This is a genomic window from Aestuariirhabdus haliotis (assembly GCF_023509475.1).
In the GTDB taxonomy this organism is placed as follows: Bacteria; Pseudomonadota; Gammaproteobacteria; order Pseudomonadales; family Aestuariirhabdaceae; genus Aestuariirhabdus; species Aestuariirhabdus haliotis.
The window spans coordinates 57674-78045 of record NZ_JAKSDZ010000013.1; the positions used below are offsets into that span (position 1 = coordinate 57674).

The window sequence follows — 20372 nt, forward strand, 5'->3', positions numbered from 1 at the left end:
GCAATTGTGCTGCAAACGCCGTGGACCCTAGCACTATAACGGGCGACCTTAAGGAAAGGGCTGGCCAATCCACTCAATCTGATTGGCCATATAGATAGACGTCAGACTCAGGCTTTGTGCTCGAGGGCGAGATATTCATGCGACTGCATCTCTTGCAGGCGGCTCTTGGTACGCTCAAACACGAACGCCAACTGGGTTCCGGTGTAAAGCTCTTCGACGGCCACTTCAGCCGAAATAATCAGTTTCACGCCACGATCATAAAACTCGTCAATCAAATTCACGAAACGTCTCGCCTGATCGTCCTGACCGCCATCCATCTGCGGCACATCACTGAGCAGGATGGCGTGAAAAATTCGCCCCAATTCTATGTAATCGTTTTGGCTACGAGGACCATCACAAAGCTCGTCAAAGGTGAACCAGCCAACATCATCACAGACTTGCACCGAGCAAATATCCCGCCCTTCAACTTGTAGCACCTCCCCCTGATGAACGTGCTGGGCATCAGGAGCCAGCTGTTCAAAACTGCGCTGCAGAGTTTCGTTCGCCGCCTCATCCAGTGGGAAATGGTAAATTTCCGCTTGCTCCAAAACCCGCAATCGATAATCGATGCCGCTATCGACATTAACGACCTGGGTATACTGATTGATCAGATCAATTGCCGGTAAAAACTTGGCGCGTTGCAAACCGTCTTTATACAACTGATCAGGCACAATATTAGAGGTTGCGACCAGAGTAACCCCAAGCTTGAAGAGCTCTTCGAACAACCCGGCTAAAATCATCGCATCGGTAATATCAGTCACGAAAAACTCATCGAAACAGATCACTCGAGCCTCACCCGCAAACCGCCGAGCCACGATAACCAGCGGGTTTTTCTCACCTTTAAGCGCCGTTAACTCATGATGCACCCGCTGCATAAAACGGTGAAAGTGAGTACGCATTTTCTGCTCGAACGGCAAACTGTCGTAAAAGGTATCAACCAGATACGTTTTACCTCGGCCCACTCCGCCCCAGAAATAGAGTCCCATCAAAGGCTCGGGATCGGCTTTCTTTAACAGGCCTTTTAGTAGCTGGCGTTTGGAAGGTTTGGAAGGGACAGCGACCAGATCATCGTACAATCGCTGTAGATGACGTACGGCCTGTTCTTGTGAAGCGTCATGGGAAAAACCCTCACGCTGAAGATCTTGCTGATAACGTTCCAAAGGCGTCATGACATTTCACCATTAACTCAGTAGCACCCGGGTCCGGGCTTCGGCTCTCGGCAGATCCATCTGCTCGGCTTTTCAGTGGGCGCACACTTTACCCGTCAGTCACTTTTTAGGCAAATAGCCCACCCCTCTGACTCGCATTATCTATATCTTGCTCCAGAACCGATTGAACTGTTTACGACCAATGGCTACTGCAGCGCTCAAGGTCTGCTCCTATACTCTGTTTTATATCGGTTGTCTTGATTGGGTCAGTAGCCAATCGAATGAGCGCACGCTGAACTCTCAAGGCAATTTATCGTCTGAATAATGGCTACAAATGTATAACACAGCTTTACTCCCAGCCCTCTGTACAGTTGGGATAAAAGCCTTTAAGTTAAGGCCGTCGGGCGACTTCGCCCCTCCCCTTATTCCCCAGCAACAGGAACCGTCACGGCTCAGCGGGACAGTTTGTAAAGAAATCGGTTAGATCGAGGCATTAGCGTGGAAGATACCAACAGTTTATGGGTTTTAGGAACAATCGCATTCGTAGGTGGCGTGCTCGCTGGCGCAGTACTCTACCATCTGTTTCGAACAGGTTCGTCGTCCAATACCCGTGTTGAAGAGCAACTCAGTACACTGGAAGTCCAGTTTAAAGATTATCAGGACAAGGTTTCTGATCATTTCAGTACCACCGCCCACCTGGTCAACAAAATGACCGAAAGCTACCGGGATGTCCATGAACACCTGGCTGCCAGCTCTGAACATCTGTGCACCGATGAGGTGACCCGCCACCGGCTAAGCGATTCCCTACTCACCAGTAGTACATTGGCTGCCAACACCGAAAGCGATGGATCCCCGACTCCGCCTCTGGATTATTCCGATAGCAAGGGTACCCTGTCGGAAGAGTTTGGCGTCAAGAAGCAGAACCTGAGCGACTCCCAGGAGATCAAAGAAGAAAAACCGGCCTGATCGCTTAGCGCTTACTTTTTTAGCGCTGGCTGTGCTCCTGGCTCAACGTCTCATCAGGGCGCCTGTTATTGGCGCCCTGTTTCGTTAGGCCTCAGCTAACGATAAGCTACCAGGCTGATTAAGACGGTCTGTGACCGCAAACCGTCCTCGATCATCGGCCACAATCCTCGCGACCATGCATTGGGGATCATGACTGAAGAACAACCAGCCATTACGCGCTTGCAGCCTTGACAGAAGTTCTGTTTTCTCGTCAATCAACAATTCGGCGGCGCGGTCGTAGCCCATGGTAATCGGCAAGTTAACCCAGGGGGTCGCCGGCACCAGATCCGCGCCATAAACCAAGGGGCCGGCGTCCGTCTCGATTTCAGCCAGCAACATACCAGGAGTATGACCATCGCTGCGAATAAATCGGTAATCGTTGCCCAGCAGGCTGGAATACTCGCCTTCGATCAGCTGAAGCCGAGCAGAGGCTTCAAGCAACTCGATCAGCGCAGGAATATAGGAAGCCCGATCACGCAGGTGAGGCGATTTAGCCCGCAGCCATTGGTCGAAACCCGTCAGGTATGTGGCATTGGGGAATAGCAACCGAGGCGGTTCACCTTCCTTCCAGGCCGCCAGCAAACCACCCGCATGATCAAAGTGCAGATGCGACAACACCACAATATCGATATCCGCATCGCTAAGACCCCGTTCCGACAAAGCTTCCAGCAGACAATGCTGAGTTTCAACAACACCGTAACGCTGGGCCAGCTTCGGTTCAAAAAAAGCGCCGATGCCGGTTTCCAACAGAATTCGGCGCACGCCTTGGCCGCTCTCCTCTTCCACCAACAAGGCATTACAGGCCAGCGGAATTCGGTTCAGCTCATCAACGTCAACCCAGCGTGACCACAGCGCTCGAGGGGCATTGCCAAACATTGCGCCACCGTCCAGGCGCTGGGAGTTCCCCCGCAGGGCCGTAAGGGTTCTTTGCATTCCCTCTACCACATCAAATCATCGGGGATCTGAAAGTCAGCGTAGGGATCATCGGGATCGGGCTCTTCCTGGTTATTATCAGACTGAGACAGGATCGTTTCTGGCAAACGTTGGGCGATCTTATCCGCCGCACCAACAGGGATCAGTACAAATCGGTCGGCTAACTCTACGATAGCAAGTCGTCCACCCGATAAGGCTTTCTGCTGCATGGCATCGACTCCAATCTTTTTGATCTTGCCGGCCACGACAAAGTTGTAATCAATCTCGCCGGCAGGCTGAATGGCGTTCCGCTCGATGATCTGCTTAACCTGGGCCACCAGCTCTTTCTCTTTGCGCTGCTCTTCCCGTTTCAGGTTTGCTTCACGATCACGGAGTTTCTTTTGCTCGCGGGCCTGTTGCGCCTGCAGACGGGCTTCATCGACGGCAACCTCCTCACCTACTTTCTCGCTCTTGCGATTATCTCGAGCCTTGCGCTTATCGGCTTTCTGCGCCTGCTGCACCTGTTTTTTATTCACCAGCCCTTGTTTCAACAATTGGTCACGCAGCGATCCACTCACAACAACCTCCCGAGTCAGGTTTGCCTTCAAAGGGCGACAGTGTACCCAATTCCTCGCAACCCTGTCAGCCAAACCGGTCAGCCAACTCAAGCAAGTAGGTTTGCGATTCAACCGGCCTCTGTCATAGACTCCCCGGTTTGATATTGATAGACGCTGGAAGGATACCTATGCTGGATTTGGCCAAAGGCGCTAATGCCTTTATTGCAGGCTTTGGGTTGTTAACCCGCCCCGGGTTACGCATCTTTGTTGTCGTGCCGCTGCTGATTAACGTCATACTGTTTTCGTTGCTAATCTACTTCGCTAGTGAGCAGTTTTCCGACTGGGTACAGATAGCCCTGAATTGGCTACCCGGATGGCTCTCATTTCTCGACTGGTTAATGTGGCCATTGTTTGCCCTGACGATCATCATCGTGCTGTTCTTCTCGTTTACCATCGTTGCTAACCTGATCGCCGCCCCCTTTAACGGACTGCTCTCGGAGGTGTGCGAACGCCAACTATTGAACGATCTTGGTGAAGCGGGACAAGACGTCCCCTTTAGCTGGAAAGAGTTGGGATTATTGGTGCCCAGAACCCTGGCCCGGGAGATCACCAAACTGCTCTATTTTGCGCCCCGCGCTCTGCTGCTGTTCATTATCAGCTGGATCCCCGTCATCAACCTGATAGCTCCTCTGCTCTGGGCGCTGTTCGGAGCCTGGACCATGGCCATCCAATACGTCGATTATCCTGCGGACAACAACAAGATGTCCTTTCGCGACATGTTGACCGCGCTGAAGCAACGTCGCTTTATGAGCCTGGGCTTTGGAGGGTGCGTCTCATTATTGATGCTGATCCCGATTGTCAATCTCTTGATTATGCCGGCGGCGGTTACCGGTGCTACCAAGCTCTGGGTGGATGAACGCCTGCAACGACAACAGAGTCAGACATTGGCTACACAAGCCCAAGCCTGATGACTGCCCGAAAACAATAACGGCGCCAAATGGCGCCGTTATTCTATAAACCTGATGTTCTGGTCATTGTATCGATCTAGACCAGCTCCATCAGCGCCTTGCGGCTGAAAGGAATAATATCCTGCTGACGACCTTCCCGTACCTTGCTGGCCCATTCACCATCCACCAGCAACGCACGACCAACAGCCACCAGGTCAAACTCCGCCTTATTCAAGCGATCCACCAGACCATCGACCCCAGAAGTATCCGCCACCTTATCGGTATCGACCATATACTCGAGGAAATCGCTGTCCAGACCCACACTACCAACGGTGATGGTGGGCTTACCGGTCAGCTTACGGGTCCAGCCCGCCAGATTCAGATCCGAACCATCAAACTCGGGCAACCAGAAACGGCGCGTACTGGCATGGAAGATATCAACCCCGGCTTCGGACAGCGCCACCAGAAATTGCTCCAGCAACTCAGGCGTTTCGCATAGGCGCGCGCTGTAATCCTGCTGTTTCCACTGGGAATAACGGAACTGGATCGGATAATCGGGCCCCACTGCTTCGCGAACGGCTTTGACCAGTTCGAGGGCAAAGCGGCTACGGTTTTCGAAGCTGCCACCGTACTGATCCTGACGCTGGTTTGAGCCTTCCCAGAAGAACTGGTCGATCAGATAACCATGGGCTCCGTGCAGTTCGATCCCATCGAAACCAATGCGCTTGGCATCGGCTGCGGCACGAGCGAAGGATGCGATTACTTCGTCGATATCGGCCTGGGTCATACCCTTAACGACCAGCTTGCCATCCTTCTCCTTGTCCATTGGGCCGTAACCCGGCACTTCGCCATCGGGTTCGGTACCCGGGCGCCTGACCGATCCGACATGCCACAACTGAGGGAAGATTTTGCCACCTTCAGCGTGTACCGCATCGACCACTTTTTTCCAACCGGCCAGCGCCTTCTCGCCATAGAAGTGGGGGACATTGGGATAGCCATTGGATGCGGGATGATCGATGACCGTACCTTCGGTGACGATCAAGCCAACCGAGTTGGCCGCACGACGGCGATAATACTCAACCACAGCATCGTGGGGCACACCGCCCGGTGAAAAGCTGCGAGTCATTGGCGCCATAACGACACGGCTATTAAGTGCCAGGGGACCAAGCGTAATCGGCTCAAACAAAATATCGGTACTGGTACTCATCAAACACTCCTTCGGGGGTAAACAGGGGCAGAGCAAGTTCGGCAGAATTGATCGCCAAGCCTACTCAACATTGGGGCTACCATAAGAGGAGCCCGGCCAGTATTCAATCGAGAGCGGCCACTATCAACCGCCTGAATAGGGCTCTATAGCAGACGATTGTCTGAAATGGACGGAGACTATCCCCAGTCGAGTATCACCTTGCCCGACTGGCCGCTGGCCATCACGTCGAATCCCTGCTGGAACTGATCGATCGGAAAATGGTGAGTAATGATGGGGGACAGATCCAGCCCGGACTGCAGCATCGACACCATTTTGTACCAGGTTTCAAACATTTCACGACCGTAGATACCCTTCATTACCAGGCCTTTGAAAATCACCTGATTCCAGTCAATCACCGTACCGCTGGCGGGGATGCCCAATAGGGCGACTTTGCCGCCATGATTGAGGTTTTCCAGCATCTGGTTAAAGGCCTGGCCATTGCCGGACATCTCCAGCCCAACATCAAAACCTTCCACCATACCCAACTCGGCCATCACCTCTTCCAGGGTTTCCTGAGCCACATTGACGGCTCGAGTCGCTCCCATTTGACGCGCCAGCTCGAGCCGATACTCGTTGACATCGGTGATCACCACATGACGCGCGCCTACGTGACGGGCAATGGCCGTCGCCATGATACCGATGGGGCCAGCGCCGGTGATCAATACGTCTTCCCCTACCATGTTAAATGAAAGCGCGGTGTGTGCGGCGTTGCCATAGGGATCAAAGATAGCAGCCAGGTCGTCGCTGATATCATCGGGGATCGGGAACACATTGACCGCGGGAATCACCAGATATTCGGCAAAGGCGCCGGCGCGATTGACCCCAACCCCCTGAGTGTTACGGCACAGGTGGCGGAAACCAGCACGGCAGTTACGACAATGGCCGCAGGTAATATGCCCCTCTCCAGAAACCCGCTGGCCCACTTTCAGACCGGCCACTTCAATGCCGATCTCAGCAATCTCACCGATAAACTCATGCCCCACCGTCATACCCACAGGAATGGTGTCCTGGGCCCATTGGTCCCAGTTATAGATATGCATATCGGTACCACAGATGGCGGTTTTACGAACCTTGATCAGGACATCGTTGTGCCCCACTTCCGGCATCGGTTTGTCGTCCATCCAGATGCCCGGTTCGGGGTTGAGTTTGGCCAGGGTTTTCATTGCAATCTCCTTATTGAATGACGCCCAGTTCGCGTCCGACACGGGCAAAGGCGGTCACCGCCTGATCGATCTGCTGGCGACTATGGGCCGCCGACATCTGAGTTCGAATGCGTGCCTGCCCTTTGGGCACAACCGGGAAGGAGAAGCCGATCACATAGACACCCTCCTCCAGCATGCGTTCGGCAAAACGCTTCGCCAGGGAAGCATCCCCCAGCATCACGGGAATAATCGGGTGCTCACCGGGTACCAGATCGAATCCCAGCGCTCCCATCTGCTCGCGGAAATAAGCGCTGTTATCACGCAGCCGCTGGCGCAATTCATCACCCTCGGCAAGCATGTCCAGCACCTTGACCGATGCCGAAGCGATCACCGGCGCCAGTGTATTGGAGAACAGATAAGGACGGGAACGATTGCGCAGCCATGCCACCACTTCCTTACTGGCCGCCGTGTAACCGCCCGAGGCACCGCCCAGCGCTTTGCCCAGGGTACCCGTGATGATATCCACCCGCCCCATAACGTCGCAGTACTCCGGTGTGCCGCGCCCTTGCTCACCGATAAAGCCCACGGCATGGGAATCATCGACCATTACCATGGCGTTGTAACGATCGGCCAGATCACAAATCCCTTTCAGGTCAGCGATGATGCCATCCATCGAGAACACACCATCGGTCGCAATCAGTTTGTAGCGAGCACCGGCTTTGTCCGCCGCCTGCAACTGCTGCTCCAGGTCGGTCAGGTTGTTGTTGGCGTAACGATAGCGCTGCGCTTTACAGAGTCTGACCCCATCGATGATGCTGGCGTGGTTAAGGGCATCACTGATCACTGCATCCTCAGGCCCCAATAAGGTTTCAAACAGGCCGCCATTGGCATCGAAGCAGGAGGAATAGAGGATACAATCCTCCATCCCTAAAAACTCGGCAATACGCGCCTCGAGTGTTTTGTGGACAGTTTGGGTACCGCAGATAAACCGCACGGAGGCCATGCCATAACCGTAGCGATCCAGAGCTTCGCGGCCGGCCTCGATCAGCTGGGGGTGATTGGCCAGCCCCAGGTAATTATTGGCGCAAAAGTTAAGCACATGCTCACCACCGCTATCACCACTCACGACCTCGATATCAGCCTGCTGTTGCGAGCGAATTACGCGCTCATCTTTGTACAATCCTTCCTGTGCGAGCGCGTCCAGCTGTTGCTGAAGGTGGTCGGTAAATGACGGGGTCATGCATCCTCCTTTCCCATAGTAGCCCTGGTAGGCTGTCATCGAACAGCCTTCGAGTATAGCACCGCAACCCTGGCGGCTACGCTGTGGAAACTACGTACAAGAAGGGGCAGGAAAAGCGTCTCGAAATTGCCAATTACCGACCTCGCAGCAACCGGCTAAAGCTCACGAAGTACTCCCAACGGCGCCTGGGTTACTACACGGCGAGTCCCCCACCAGCCAGCGCCCCCCACCAGCACGCCACCGATGATTGGCAACAACAGCCAATACAACGGATGCCATGAGAAAGGTATCGAAAACACCTCCCGGTACAAAAGATAGCTGATGGTTTCTGTGCCCATGGCGGCCACCACTCCCGCCAGCGCCCCCAGAAGTACAAACTCGCTGATATGACTGGCGCGGATCTGGCCACTACGCGCGCCGAGAGTGCGCATCAGGGCACCTTCTTGAAGTCGCTCGTCAAGACTCGCCTGCATGGCGGCAAAAAACACCGTAAAGCCGGCACAGAGCACAAACAACAGGACATATTCCACCGCAAGCGACACCTGGTTCACAATGCCCCGGATCTGGCTAATGACCACATTCAGGTCCAGCACCGTAACTGAGGGGAACTGGCGAATCAGGTCCCGGCCAATTTCCGGCGCCGCTTCCGGGCGATGGAAGCTGGTCATATAGGTCGAGGCAAACTGTTCCAGCACCCCGGAAGGAAACACCATGTAAAAATTGGGTCTGAATGACTCCCATTCCACGCTGCGGATATTGGCAACCCTGGCTTCTAGCGAGACACCCGTGATACTAAAGCCCAAACGATCTCCAATTTTGATACCCAAGCGCTGAGCCAGATCCGCCTCGATGGAGACCAGTGGTTGGTCTGGATCACCATCGGCAGGCCACCAGCTCCCACTGACCAGTTTGTTGGTCTCAGGCAGCTGATCGGACCAGGTTAAATTGAGCTCCCGATGCAGCGCATTGGAACCCCTTCCTTGCTGACCGACAGCCTGTAGGATCGGCTCTCCATTGAGCCGTGTCAGGCGCCCACGCACCATCGGGAACACCGCGCTGCGGGTCAATTGACGCGAATCGAGAAATTGCTCCAGCGCCGGCACATCAGTGCTGAGGATATTAACGGCGAATACATTAGGAGTTTGTTCCGGCAACTCACTTTGCCATCGGCCCACTAACTCGGTACGGATCAGGATCACCACCGCCATCGCCATCAGGGTCATACCAAAGGCGAGCACCTGGCTTACTGTGATCTGGGTATTGCGCAGCAAGTGATTAAGGCCAAAACGAAAAGCCACATTGAGGGTTCGCGAACGCAACCGATTCACGGTCAGCCGAAGCATCAATGTTAATATCACCCCCAGGGTAATCGCGCACACCAGCACCCCGGCCACGATAGCGAGCGTTAACTCCGCGCTACGGGTATAGCGCCACATCAACAACACCAGCGTCGCAATGGCCGAGCTGTAGATCAGCCAGGCCTGGGCGGGCATGGGAGTAAGATCCCTGCGCAGCACCCTCAGCGGCGGCACTGTTCGTAAACGCACCACGGGAGGCAGGGCAAAACCCGCCAGAGTGATGAGCCCCGTTGCCAACCCTAACCAGACAGGCTTGATACCGATACCTGGTAACTGGCCTGGCAACAAGGGACGCAGAAGCTGTATCAAGCCTTCTTGTAGGCCCCAGCCCAGCGCCAGACCTATCAGGCTGCCTATCAACCCCAACCATAACAGCTGCAACAGGCTGATCATCAGCAGGTCTCGCTGGCTGGCTCCCATACAGCGCAACATGGCGCTCATATCAAAGTGCCGCTCGCTATAACGCCGTGCGCCCATGGCAATGGCAACACCTGCCAGCAAAACAGCTACCAGGCTAGCCAGCCCCAGATAACGTTCCGCACGTTCCAGCGCCCGGCTAATCGCCGGCCGGCCTTGCTGAACGGTTATGATCTGCTCGTTACTGCTCAGACGTGGGCGTAACCAAGACAGATAGGCATCCAGCAGCAGTTTGTCACCGGCTAACAACATGCGATATTCCACTCGACTGCCGGGGCGCAGAACCGCTGCACGCTTGAGGTCAGCAATGTTCATCATGACCCGGGGAGCCAGGCTATAAAAGTCGCCGCCACGGTCCGATTCATAAACCAGAGACTGAGTCGCGCCAAACATCGCCGAACCCAATTCCAGTTGACCACCCGGCTCTACATCGAGCAAACCGAATAATCGGGGCTCCAACCAGACCTCACCGGGGGCAGGAATCCCCTGAGCCGGCTGCCCCCCCGCAAACAATGCCTCAGAAACCTGAAGTTTACCGCGCAATGGGTACCCTTCTGCCACGGCTTTAACCGAGGCCAGTTGCATGGATTCTCCGGCCAGAACCACACTGCGAAACTCAATCACCTGGGATACCCCCAACCCCTCATCACGCGCCTGTTGTAACCAGCGAGCGGGGATCGGTTGAGAACTGCCAATTACCAGATCCGCCCCCAACAGTTCGGTGGCTTGCTGGCCCATAGTGCGCTGAATACGATCCGTAAAAAAGCCAATCGCCGAGGTGGCAGCCACCGCAATAATCAACGCCACCGCCAACAGGCTCAGCTCACCAGCACGGGCATCGCGCAGCAATAAACGCCAACTCAAACGCCACCAACGCATCATTAGACAGGCTCCTGATCGGTCGACTGAAGCTGGCCTTGGGACAACGATAAGCGTCGGTCGCAGCGTTCCGCCAGATGCTCATCGTGGGTCACCAACACCAGCGTGGCCCCCTGCTCACGGTTGAGCTCAAACAGAAGCTCGATAATCCGCTCGCCGGTCGCACTGTCGAGATTCCCCGTAGGCTCATCGGCAAACAGAATATCAGGGCGCAAGGCAAAAGCTCGAGCAATAGCAACCCGTTGTTGTTCTCCCCCCGATAGTTGCTTGGGGTAATGGGTCAAACGCTCACCCAGCCCTACCCGCTCGAGTAACGCTCCTGCTTGCTCGAAGGCATCACTGCGTCCCGCCAACTCCAGAGGTAACATCACGTTTTCCAGAGCAGTCAGGCTCGCAAGTAACTGAAATGTCTGGAATACAAAACCCACATTCTCGGCCCTGACCTTGGCCCGTTGGTCCTCATCCATGGCACTGATCCGTTGGCCCGCCAGCTCTATCGTCCCGCTACTGGGATTGTCCAAACCCGCCATCAACCCCAACAAGGTGGACTTGCCGGAACCGGAAACCCCCACAATAGCCGCGCTCTCTCCACGCTTGATCTGAAGCGATATCGGCGACAAGATGGTGAGACTGCCTGCCGCGGTTGTGACCACCTTGGTCACATCCTGAATCACAATTGCAGGCTGTTGAGGAGATTCGGTGCGCTTATCCATAAGATTCCTGATGGGTTTATTCATTCTGTTGTTCGTGCTGACCCGGTCAGCCATGGCGTCCAGCGGTACCTTGCTCGTATTGGGCGATAGCCTGAGTGCCGCTTACGGTATTCCACCCGAGCAGGGTTGGGTCAGTTTACTGGAAAAGAAACTGCAACAACAAAACTTGCCCATTCAGATTGTCAACGCCAGCGTCAGCGGAGAGACCTCCGCCGGTGGCTTGCAACGCTTGCCTGCCGCCCTGGAGCGACACCAGCCACACTGGGTATTGATTGAACTGGGTGCCAACGATGGCCTTCGAGGCGGTGATATCAACGTCATGCGCGGCAATTTGAAGCGCATGATAGAACAGGTCCAGCACAGCGGAGCCACACCGGTGTTGTTTGAAATGCTCATGCCGCCCAATTATGGCGCCACCTATACTCGCCTGTTCCAGCAAAGCTATGCCAAACTGGCCGAGCAATACCAAATCCCGCTGGTGCCCTTTTTCCTGATCGATGTTGCCGATAAGCCCGAGTACCTGCAATCGGACCAGCTGCACCCGACCAGCGACGCCCAGCCCCTTATTCTCAACCGCGTCTGGCCGGTGCTGGAGCCTTTACTGGTCCCATAATCCGAGTGACTCTCTATACTTCCTCATTCGTGTCGCAGGTCAATAAAGCGCTATTCGACCGCAGACCTTTGGTAAAAAAAACGTATAATTCGCTCCAGCAATCGGTTGCCCGAAAAGCACAATAAGCAGCAACCTTTTGCTTGCGGAATACAAATGATGGATACGACCGATACCGGTGTAACAGCCCGACTAGAGGCAAAGGCCAACAAAAGAGCCTACACCCCGGTCTTCAAAACAGCGGACATTATGAATCAACACAATATCCTGGTATTGAACTGCGGCAGTTCTTCGTTGAAATTTGCCTTGATCGACCCGACCTCCGGGGAACAACCCATTGCAGGACTCGCCGAGCGGTTAGGCGAATCTCTGGCCTCAATAAGCTATAAATACCAGGGTAAAAAAGTGTCTCTGGCACTACCCGATGCCGACCATCAACAGGCCTGCGCTCGCATCGTTGAACTGCTTAGAGAACTCGACCTGGAGCAGGTCATTGGGGCCATCGGGCACCGGGTTGTGCATGGCGGTGAACGATTTAAAGAATCCACCCGGATCGACAGTCAGGTGATCGATGCCATCAGCGACTGCCAAAGCCTGGCGCCACTGCACAACCCCGCGAACCTGACGGGCATTCGAGTCGCCCAGCATCACTACCCCGATAAACCTCACGTCGCCGTATTCGATACCTCATTTCACCAAAGCATGCCCTCAGAAGCTTATTTGTATGCCATTCCCTACGAGCTTTACGAACAACATGGCGTGCGTCGATATGGTTTTCATGGCACCAGCTATCGCTATGTCAGCCAACAAGCCATCGAGCGACTTCAGCTGAACCCACAAGATAACGCGTTGCTCTGCGCGCACTTGGGTAACGGCAGCAGTGCAGCGGCTATTCGCAACGGCAACAGCGTTGACACCACCATGGGACTGACTCCGCTTGAAGGCCTGGTCATGGGAACCCGTAGTGGTAACGTCGACCCCAACCTGTACGATTTCCTGGCTGATCAATGTGGTTATTCGTTGCAACAAACCTCTCGCATGCTCAATAAAGAAAGCGGTTTGTTGGGTGTCTCCGGGCTGAGCAACGATATGCGCACTCTGGAACAAGCCGAGTCCGAAGGCGATGAACGCGCCAGACTGGCGATTAATATCTATGTCTTCACGCTGGCTCGACAGTTAGCAGGGTTGGCAACCAGCCTTGGCCGACTCGATGCCCTGGTTTTCACCGGCGGCATAGGCGAGAACTCTTCGCGTATCCGGCAAGCCGTTTGCGATCGCTTATCAATTCTAGGGCTTGCCCTGGACCGCCAACGCAATGACAGTAACGGTAACCAGCATAAAGGCATCATCAGTGCTGACGACAGCCCGCACATACTTGTGATCAACACCAACGAAGAACTGATGATCGCTCGCGATACATCTGCTCTAACTACAACCGCTTAACAAGCCCACGTCGAAACCACAGGATTTTATTATGCATACTTTTTTTGTAGCACCGTCAGGCTTCGGAGTGGGATTAACTTCTGTCTCTCTGGGTTTGGTTCGTGCGCTCGATAATGTCGGGTTGCGGGTTGCTTTTTGTAAACCCATTGCACAGCAGCACTCCAGCGATTCGGGGCCCGAACGTTCGACGCAGTTGATACAGAGAGTCATGGGACTGACCCCACCCAACCCGATTTCTCTGGAACGAGTAGAAGACCTTCTCGGCGATCATAAACGTGACGTTTTGATGGAACAGATCATCGGTATGTTCCAGAAAAGTGCGGGAGATGCCGATGTCGTGATTGTCGAAGGGTTGGTGCCAACGCGCCAAGCCCCATATGTGACCCGCCTGAATGCTGACATCGCTAAAACTCTGGGCGCCGATGTCATTCTGGTGTCCTCATCTCAGGTCGATTCGCTGGATGCCGTTGCCGACAAGTTGGAGATTGTGAGTGACACCTTCGGTGGGGTAAGCAAAAAACGCGTACTGGGTTACATCATCAATAAAATGTCCCAGGAGGACCACAACCACCTGGCTCCGGGAGCCCCGGAAGAGATCCTGAGACTGGGCGCATTTCGTAGCAAGCCATTGGAGCCCATCGGCTATATTCCCTGGGACGACACCCTCGCGTCCCCCCGGACCAAAGATGTTGCCCAGTTGCTGGATGCTCGAATCCTTCATGAAGGCGAGATAGCCAACCGGAGAGTGACCTCGCGCGTACTCTGCGCCCGAACGGCGGCCAACATCAGTCACAAGCTCAAACCCGGCGCATTGATCATCACCCCGGGAGATCGTGACGATATTATTCTGGCAGCATCGCTGGCAGCCTTGAATGGCGTCCCTCTAGCGGGATTACTGCTGACCAACGGCATTATGCCGAATGATGCGATCGTTTCCCTTTGCACCAAAGCAACTCAGGAAAGCGGTTTGCCCGTCATGCTGATTGAAACCAATTCCTACAATACGGCCACCAAGCTTGATCGCATGAATACCGAAGTACCATTGGATGACCAGGAGCGGATCGAGAAAGTGATGGACTCTGTGGCCTCCTGCATCAATGCCGAATGGCTGAAAGAACGCTGCGGGCGTACCAGCGAACCACGACTATCCCCACCCGCTTTCCGTTATCAGCTTACCCTCAAAGCGCGTGAAGCAAACCGCCGTATCGTTCTACCCGAAGGCAATGAGCCAAGAACCATTCAGGCCGCGGCAATCTGTCACCAACGGGGCATCGCCCATTGTATTTTATTGGGCAATCCCGAAGAGGTTCACCGGGTCGCCGAAGGCACAGGCACTCAGTTACCTAGCGACCTGATCATTCTCGATCCCGAGAGCGTGCGCAACCGTTACGTTGCCCCCATGGTAGAACTGCGTAAACATAAGGGCTTAAAGGCCCCTATGGCAGAATCCCAGCTTGAAGACAATGTCGTTCTGGGCACCATGATGTTAGCGCTGGACGAAGTCGATGGTTTGGTCTCCGGCGCAGTCCATACGACGGCCAATACGATTCGCCCCGCTTTTCAGCTCATTAAAACCCGTCCCGATACCAACATCGTCTCGTCGATCTTTTTCATGCTGCTACCCGAACAGGTTCTGGTGTACGGTGACTGCGCCGTGAACCCTGACCCGGGGGCAGAGGAACTGGCCGAAATTGCGATCCAAAGCGCTGAGTCCGCTGCAGCCTTCGGCATCCCCCCCCGCGTTGCCATGATCAGTTACAGCACCGGAACTTCTGGCACCGGCGTCGATGTCGAGAAAGTGCGGAAAGCCACTGAAATAGCCAAGAGCAAGCGCCCTGATTTATTGATCGACGGCCCGCTTCAGTACGATGCAGCCGCCATTGAAAGTGTTGCGATGAAGAAAGCACCCAACAGTCCGGTTGCAGGTCGTGCGACCGTGTTTATATTCCCGGATCTCAATACCGGCAATACCACTTACAAAGCGGTGCAACGAAGTGCTGATGTCATCAGCGTGGGTCCCATGCTTCAAGGTTTGAGAAAACCCGTTAATGACCTCTCCCGCGGGGCACTGGTAGATGATATTGTCTACACCATCGCTCTTACGGCGGTACAAGCCGAGCAAAGTAAACGATAACTAAAACGAAAAACGGACCATTATGTTGTACTTTTTGCCCCCTGCTGTTCGCGGCACCATCGCCGCGATTATTTTAATTGCCAATACTCTGTTATTGGTTCCCCTGTTGCTTTTTGTCGCGGTGTTAAAGCTCATCATTCCACTCAAACCGGTTCGAGTGCTTTGCACCCGCATCGGCATCGGCATCGCGGAAACCTGGATTAGCATCAACAGCGGCTGGATGCACCTGACGCAGCCTATGAACTGGAGCGTTGAATACCCTGAAGGCCTGAATAAAAAATCCTGGTACCTGGTTACCAGTAACCACCAGTCATGGGCCGACATAACGATTCTACAGCACCTGCTGAATCATCGTATTCCGATGCTGAAATTTTTCCTCAAACAGGAGCTGATTTGGGTACCGGTTATCGGGCTGGCATGGTGGGCACTGGACTTCCCCTTTATGAAACGCTACACCCGCGACTATCTGGAGAAACACCCGGAAAAGAAAGGTCAGGATCTGGAAACTACTCGCAAAGCCTGTGAGAAGTTCAAACACACGCCAGTGGCCGTTTTTAATTTTCTGGAAGGTACCCGGTTTACCAAAGCCAAACACGAACGTCAGCAATCGCCTTTCGAACATTTACTAAAACCTAAAGCCGGCGGCATTGGTTTTGTACTGGGCGCCATGGGCGAGCAGTTGGGCACTCTGCTCAATATCACTATTTGCTATCCCGATAACATTGGCAAAAGCCGCCCCAGTTTTTGGGATTTCCTCTGCGGTAAAGTAGATCATGTTATTGTGAAAATGACAGTGCAGCCCATTCCACAAGAATTTCGTGGAGGTGACTACCTGAATGATGAAACCTATCGCGCTCAATTTCAGTTATGGGTAAATGATCTTTGGGAAGAAAAAGACCAACAACTCAAGCAACTGTCTGAACGTTGAAACTGTCTTCCCAAAAGTGACTGTCAGGGGTTACCAAAGCTCCTGACTACCCCATTTTTAAAGCGTACTTCCCGCGGCCAACCTTCCGGCCTGGCACTGTAATACCAATATTCGAACAAATCACCCTGATCATTCCAGTAACTTTGGCGAGTAGGTTCAGATCGTCTATTGGCTGCCAACACCTGCTCTTTGGTCATACAAAGCTTGATTCTACCGAGCCTTACGGCCGTGGTAATCTCCCTCACATCGGGACAAAAATCAGGCCGAGCGGGCCGTCTTTTGGGTTTGTTTTTCTTCTCTGGCGGCTCATATCTGGGCGCTGCACCTGTGCTGTAAGCCGGCGGTGAAACAGGATCGGTCCGCAACACCTCCGGTAGAGTCAACTGCTCGGCATTAGGTCCGCAGGGCTGGTCACTGTATCGAACAGCGTCCTCATCAACGCAGCGATAAACCTCGGACTGCGCATATATGCACTGACTTATCATCAGAAGCGCCAGAGCAGCTAAACGATAAAGCGGGCCACAGCACTCCTGCGGCCCCTCCCGCTTGATTCGCGCAATACTATCTAACACCGCATTATTTACTCCGATCAACCCTGAATTGGCTTACCAGTTGCTGCAATCGTCCACCCAGATCCTGAATAGAACTCGCACCGCTGGCCGTACTTTCCAGGCCTATGGTGGTTTCGCTACTGATGTCCGAGATCCGCGTAACATTGTTATTGATTTCATCGGCAACGGCGGTTTGCTCTTCTGCTGCACTAGCGATTTGGGTTGTCATATCATTGATGGCGTTGATCGAATGCACAATAGATTGCAACGACTCTCCTGCTTGCGTGGCCTGATCAACGGAGGTACTGCTTTGCTCTCTACTGACGGTCATCACCGAAACCGCTTGGGCAGATTCTTGCTGCAATCGGTTAATCATCTCCTGAATTTCAGCCGTGCTGTCCTGAGTACGGCTGGCCAGAGTACGCACCTCATCGGCAACTACCGCAAAGCCACGACCCTGCTCACCAGCCCTGGCGGCTTCAATGGCTGCATTCAGAGCCAGCAAATTCGTTTGCTCTGCAATGCCGCCGATGACACCTAATACCGAGCCGATGTTTTCGGTTTCAGTTTCTAATGTTTTGATAACGGAAGCCGCCTCTTCCAAACGACTATCCAACGAACGAATCGATGAAATAGTAGCATCAAGAATTCGTTGCCCCTGCTCCGACTGTTGATGGGCCTGGTTGGCCGAATTCGCGCCCTCGCTTGCACTGGAGGCCACCTCCTGAGCCGTCGCGGTCATTTCGTTCATGGCCGTAGCCACCTGTTCAATTTCAGAGTGTTGGTTGCCCATCGCATCACTTTGTTGACGTGCCAACGTACTAATTTCACTTGATGAATGAGAAAGCTCTTCGGTGGCATCGGTCACCTGGCAAATGATGTCGTGTACCTTGGCGGCAAAACGGTTAAATGCTCCGGCAAGCTGATCCATTTCCGTGTTGCCTTCGACTTCAAGACGGCGGGTAAGGTCACCATCTCCTTGAGCAATATCTTCCATTACCTCCACTGAAGCCGTAATTTTACTGACAGTTTGGCGAACAAGAATCAGGCTAATAATTATCGTCAAAGCAGCAGCAAGCGCTCCAATACCAAAAAGCCACATCAGGGTTGTATTAAGAGCGTTCTGGAAGAACTGTTTCTGCAGCGCAACCTGACGCTCCACTTCACCGATATAAAACCCGGTCCCCATCATCCATTGCCATTTATCCAGCCCCATTGCATAACTCAATTTTGCCTCATTTTCTTCACTGTTGGGCTTCGGCCAGAGGTAGGTATAAAATCCCCCCCCTTTTTTGGCGATATCAACCAGATCTCGGACCAGATACTTCCCATCAGGGTCTTGCACGCCTGCCATATCTTTGCCTTCAAGCGAGGGTTTGGCACCATGCACCATATTGGTATGGGTGTAGTCGTAAACAAAGATATAACCCGATTGGTCATCCGCATAGCGCAGTCGCCGCATGACATCTTTGGCGCCCTCTTTGTCATCCATATCATAATAGGGCTGTATAGCAGTCATCGTCATCTGCATATAATTCTTCAATTCTGTCTGCTTACTGCTGATCAACTGCTCTCGAAAATGATCCACCTCTTCGGCCTCTAAGGCCATTAAACGCCATGAAGAGACCACCATTACAACTGCAGTAATTAGTAGGAGTGGCAATATGGTTAACAGAAGGATTCGCGCTTTAATGCTCATAATTATTATTCCTTAATACATCAAAGGTGTTAAAGGGCCGGTAAGTCATCGGCGATAAGGCATATCGGCCAAGTAGAGCGTTTCTTGATATTATGTGGCAAATATTTGACAGTCTGTCAGTACATCAGATAACTACACACTCTAAAAATAGGCTTTACGGCAATGAAATCAAGCAGTGCAGGTACTAACCAAAGTGGCTACCTTGATGATTATCAGTTTCAATGGCGCTTCCTAGCACCAAGGTTCTGGGGGATTTGGCTATTATTCGGAATGCTTTTTTTGGTAGGCCGCTTACCTGTACCGGCCCTGATCTGGCTCGGCGCCCGCATCGGAGATCTGTTTTATCGGTTGGGTGGCAGCCGACTTAGAACCACAATGACCAATCTTCAGCTGTGCTTTCCCGAGCTTGATGATGAAGAGCGCAAACAGCTGGCTCGTAAGAACTACCAAACCCTGGGCTTTGCCTTACTTGAACCAGGCCTCGTCTGGTGGTGCAGTGACGAACGCATGCGACGCATCAGCCATGTCACAGGCTACGAAGAACATATAAAGCCGTTAATGGAAAAAGGCCAAAGCATTATATTGTTCGGCTTGCATATGACCTGTGTCGAAGCCATAGCGCGCCTGGCCGGTGTTATTGGCATCCACTACAACATCCTGTATCGGGTTCACGACAACCCACTGTACGAATATTTAACCGGTATTATGCGGCGCAAATACGCCGGGCGATTTATGCCCCGCAAGCAGGTAAAACAGATGCTTGAGTATGTGAAACAGGGCCAAGTAGGAATTATCTTGCCTGATCAGGATATGGGACGAAAGCGCAGCCTATGGGTACCCTTTTTTGATATTCCGGCAGCAACCATTCCCGTAACCTCTGATTACGCTCAACAGACCGATGCTGTAACCTCAATGATCACCTATCATCGAGATGATCGTGGGCATTACATTTTAAACTTCAGCCCTCCGCTGGAGAGTTTTCCAAGTGGGGATTTGAGCGCCGATACCTGCCGAGTCAACAACATGATTGAAGACTACATTCGCCTGCACCCTGAACAATACCTTTGGCAACACCGACGCTTTAAACATAGACCCGAAGGAGAGGCCAAGCTTTATTAGGTTGAAGCGCCAGTGCGCTGAACGACTCTCTCCGCAGGCTATAAAAACTACTAACCCATAAGGTCAAAAGCCTCTCTAAAAGGTTGCGACGAGGCTTACAAAAGGGTGTTTGCCTCACCGTTTAAGAGATCAGCGGTTTCAGCCCCGCGGAGCCACCAACCCACACGAATCCTGACTTTCACTTGGTTTCCACGCATAAAAAAACCCCGACCTGAATCCAGATCGGGGTTTTACAATAAAAGCCTGACGATGACCTACTCTCACATGAGGAAACCCCACACTACC

Annotated in this window: 17 protein-coding genes; 7 read left to right on the forward strand and 10 right to left on the reverse strand. The window is 53.4% G+C overall.

Going from position 1 to position 20372, the window contains the following annotated elements; all coding sequences use genetic code 11:
• Window positions 1–107: 107 nt before the first annotated feature.
• Window positions 108–1208 carry a cell division protein ZapE gene (zapE, locus tag MIB40_RS10070; RefSeq protein WP_249693619.1) on the reverse strand — a complete coding sequence of 367 codons (1101 nt, stop codon included), beginning with the start codon at window positions 1206–1208 and terminating at the stop codon, window positions 108–110.
• A 477-nt stretch (window positions 1209–1685) separates the two neighbouring features.
• Here zapE and MIB40_RS10075 point away from each other — a divergent pair, with 477 nt between their 5' ends.
• Complete coding sequence (locus MIB40_RS10075; RefSeq protein ID WP_249693622.1) at window positions 1686–2153, forward strand: YhcB family protein; 468 nt, start codon at window positions 1686–1688, stop codon at window positions 2151–2153.
• Between the two features lie 84 nt (window positions 2154–2237).
• On the opposite strand, the gene MIB40_RS10080 is transcribed toward MIB40_RS10075, so the two are convergent.
• Both MIB40_RS10080 and MIB40_RS10085 read right to left on the reverse strand, forming a co-directional pair.
• Window positions 2238–3125, reverse strand: coding sequence for an MBL fold metallo-hydrolase (locus tag MIB40_RS10080; protein WP_249693624.1), 888 nt, complete (start codon window positions 3123–3125; stop codon window positions 2238–2240).
• 5 nt (window positions 3126–3130) lie between these two features.
• Window positions 3131–3682, reverse strand: coding sequence for a DUF2058 domain-containing protein (locus MIB40_RS10085; RefSeq protein ID WP_249693634.1), 552 nt, complete (start codon window positions 3680–3682; stop codon window positions 3131–3133).
• A 167-nt stretch (window positions 3683–3849) separates the two neighbouring features.
• Between MIB40_RS10085 and cysZ the strand changes: the two genes are divergently transcribed.
• A complete protein-coding gene (gene cysZ / locus MIB40_RS10090) occupies window positions 3850–4629 on the forward strand; it encodes a sulfate transporter CysZ (RefSeq protein WP_249693636.1) in 780 nt (259 codons plus the stop codon).
• A 76-nt stretch (window positions 4630–4705) separates the two neighbouring features.
• On the opposite strand, the gene MIB40_RS10095 is transcribed toward cysZ, so the two are convergent.
• The 5 genes from MIB40_RS10095 to MIB40_RS10115 all read right to left on the reverse strand — a co-directional run bounded on the left by MIB40_RS10095 (window position 4706) and on the right by MIB40_RS10115 (window position 11603).
• The gene (locus tag MIB40_RS10095) at window positions 4706–5815 is read right to left on the reverse strand and encodes an NADH:flavin oxidoreductase (protein ID WP_249693638.1); all 1110 of its coding nucleotides are present in this window, start codon (window positions 5813–5815) and stop codon (window positions 4706–4708) included.
• A 176-nt stretch (window positions 5816–5991) separates the two neighbouring features.
• Window positions 5992–7017: an L-threonine 3-dehydrogenase gene (tdh, locus tag MIB40_RS10100; protein WP_249693640.1), complete on the reverse strand. Its 1026-nt coding sequence runs from the start codon at window positions 7015–7017 to the stop codon at window positions 5992–5994.
• Window positions 7018–7027: 10 nt separating this feature from the next.
• Complete coding sequence (locus MIB40_RS10105) at window positions 7028–8236, reverse strand: glycine C-acetyltransferase (RefSeq protein WP_249693642.1); 1209 nt, start codon at window positions 8234–8236, stop codon at window positions 7028–7030.
• Between the two features lie 155 nt (window positions 8237–8391).
• Window positions 8392–10893 carry an ABC transporter permease gene (locus tag MIB40_RS10110; protein WP_249693644.1) on the reverse strand — a complete coding sequence of 834 codons (2502 nt, stop codon included), beginning with the start codon at window positions 10891–10893 and terminating at the stop codon, window positions 8392–8394.
• Complete coding sequence (locus tag MIB40_RS10115; protein WP_249693645.1) at window positions 10893–11603, reverse strand: ABC transporter ATP-binding protein; 711 nt, start codon at window positions 11601–11603, stop codon at window positions 10893–10895. The genes MIB40_RS10110 and MIB40_RS10115 overlap by 1 nt, the downstream gene beginning before the upstream one ends.
• Before the next feature lie 10 nt (window positions 11604–11613).
• Here MIB40_RS10115 and MIB40_RS10120 point away from each other — a divergent pair, with 10 nt between their 5' ends.
• The 4 genes from MIB40_RS10120 (at window position 11614) to MIB40_RS10135 (ending at window position 16718) form a co-directional block, all read left to right on the forward strand.
• Window positions 11614–12216 (forward strand): arylesterase, encoded by a 603-nt coding sequence (locus tag MIB40_RS10120; protein ID WP_249693647.1) that lies wholly within the window; start codon window positions 11614–11616, stop codon window positions 12214–12216.
• A 153-nt stretch (window positions 12217–12369) separates the two neighbouring features.
• The gene (locus MIB40_RS10125; RefSeq protein WP_319941651.1) at window positions 12370–13656 is read left to right on the forward strand and encodes an acetate/propionate family kinase; all 1287 of its coding nucleotides are present in this window, start codon (window positions 12370–12372) and stop codon (window positions 13654–13656) included.
• Between the two features lie 31 nt (window positions 13657–13687).
• Window positions 13688–15790, forward strand: a complete 2103-nt coding sequence (gene pta / locus MIB40_RS10130) for a phosphate acetyltransferase (RefSeq protein WP_249693649.1) — start codon at window positions 13688–13690, stop codon at window positions 15788–15790.
• A gap of 22 nt (window positions 15791–15812) precedes the next feature.
• Window positions 15813–16718, forward strand: coding sequence for an acyltransferase (locus MIB40_RS10135; protein ID WP_249693650.1), 906 nt, complete (start codon window positions 15813–15815; stop codon window positions 16716–16718).
• Between the two features lie 23 nt (window positions 16719–16741).
• Here the strand turns inward: MIB40_RS10135 and MIB40_RS19860 are convergent, their stop codons facing one another.
• On the reverse strand, window positions 16742–17203 hold the full coding sequence (locus tag MIB40_RS19860) for a DUF4124 domain-containing protein (RefSeq protein ID WP_406566459.1): 462 nt from the start codon (window positions 17201–17203) through the stop codon (window positions 16742–16744).
• A 91-nt stretch (window positions 17204–17294) separates the two neighbouring features.
• On the reverse strand, window positions 17295–18968 hold the full coding sequence (locus tag MIB40_RS10140; protein WP_249693652.1) for a methyl-accepting chemotaxis protein: 1674 nt from the start codon (window positions 18966–18968) through the stop codon (window positions 17295–17297).
• Between the two features lie 162 nt (window positions 18969–19130).
• Here MIB40_RS10140 and MIB40_RS10145 point away from each other — a divergent pair, with 162 nt between their 5' ends.
• Window positions 19131–20087: a lysophospholipid acyltransferase family protein gene (locus tag MIB40_RS10145; RefSeq protein WP_264758524.1), complete on the forward strand. Its 957-nt coding sequence runs from the start codon at window positions 19131–19133 to the stop codon at window positions 20085–20087.
• The last annotated feature ends 285 nt before the right edge of the window (window positions 20088–20372 follow it).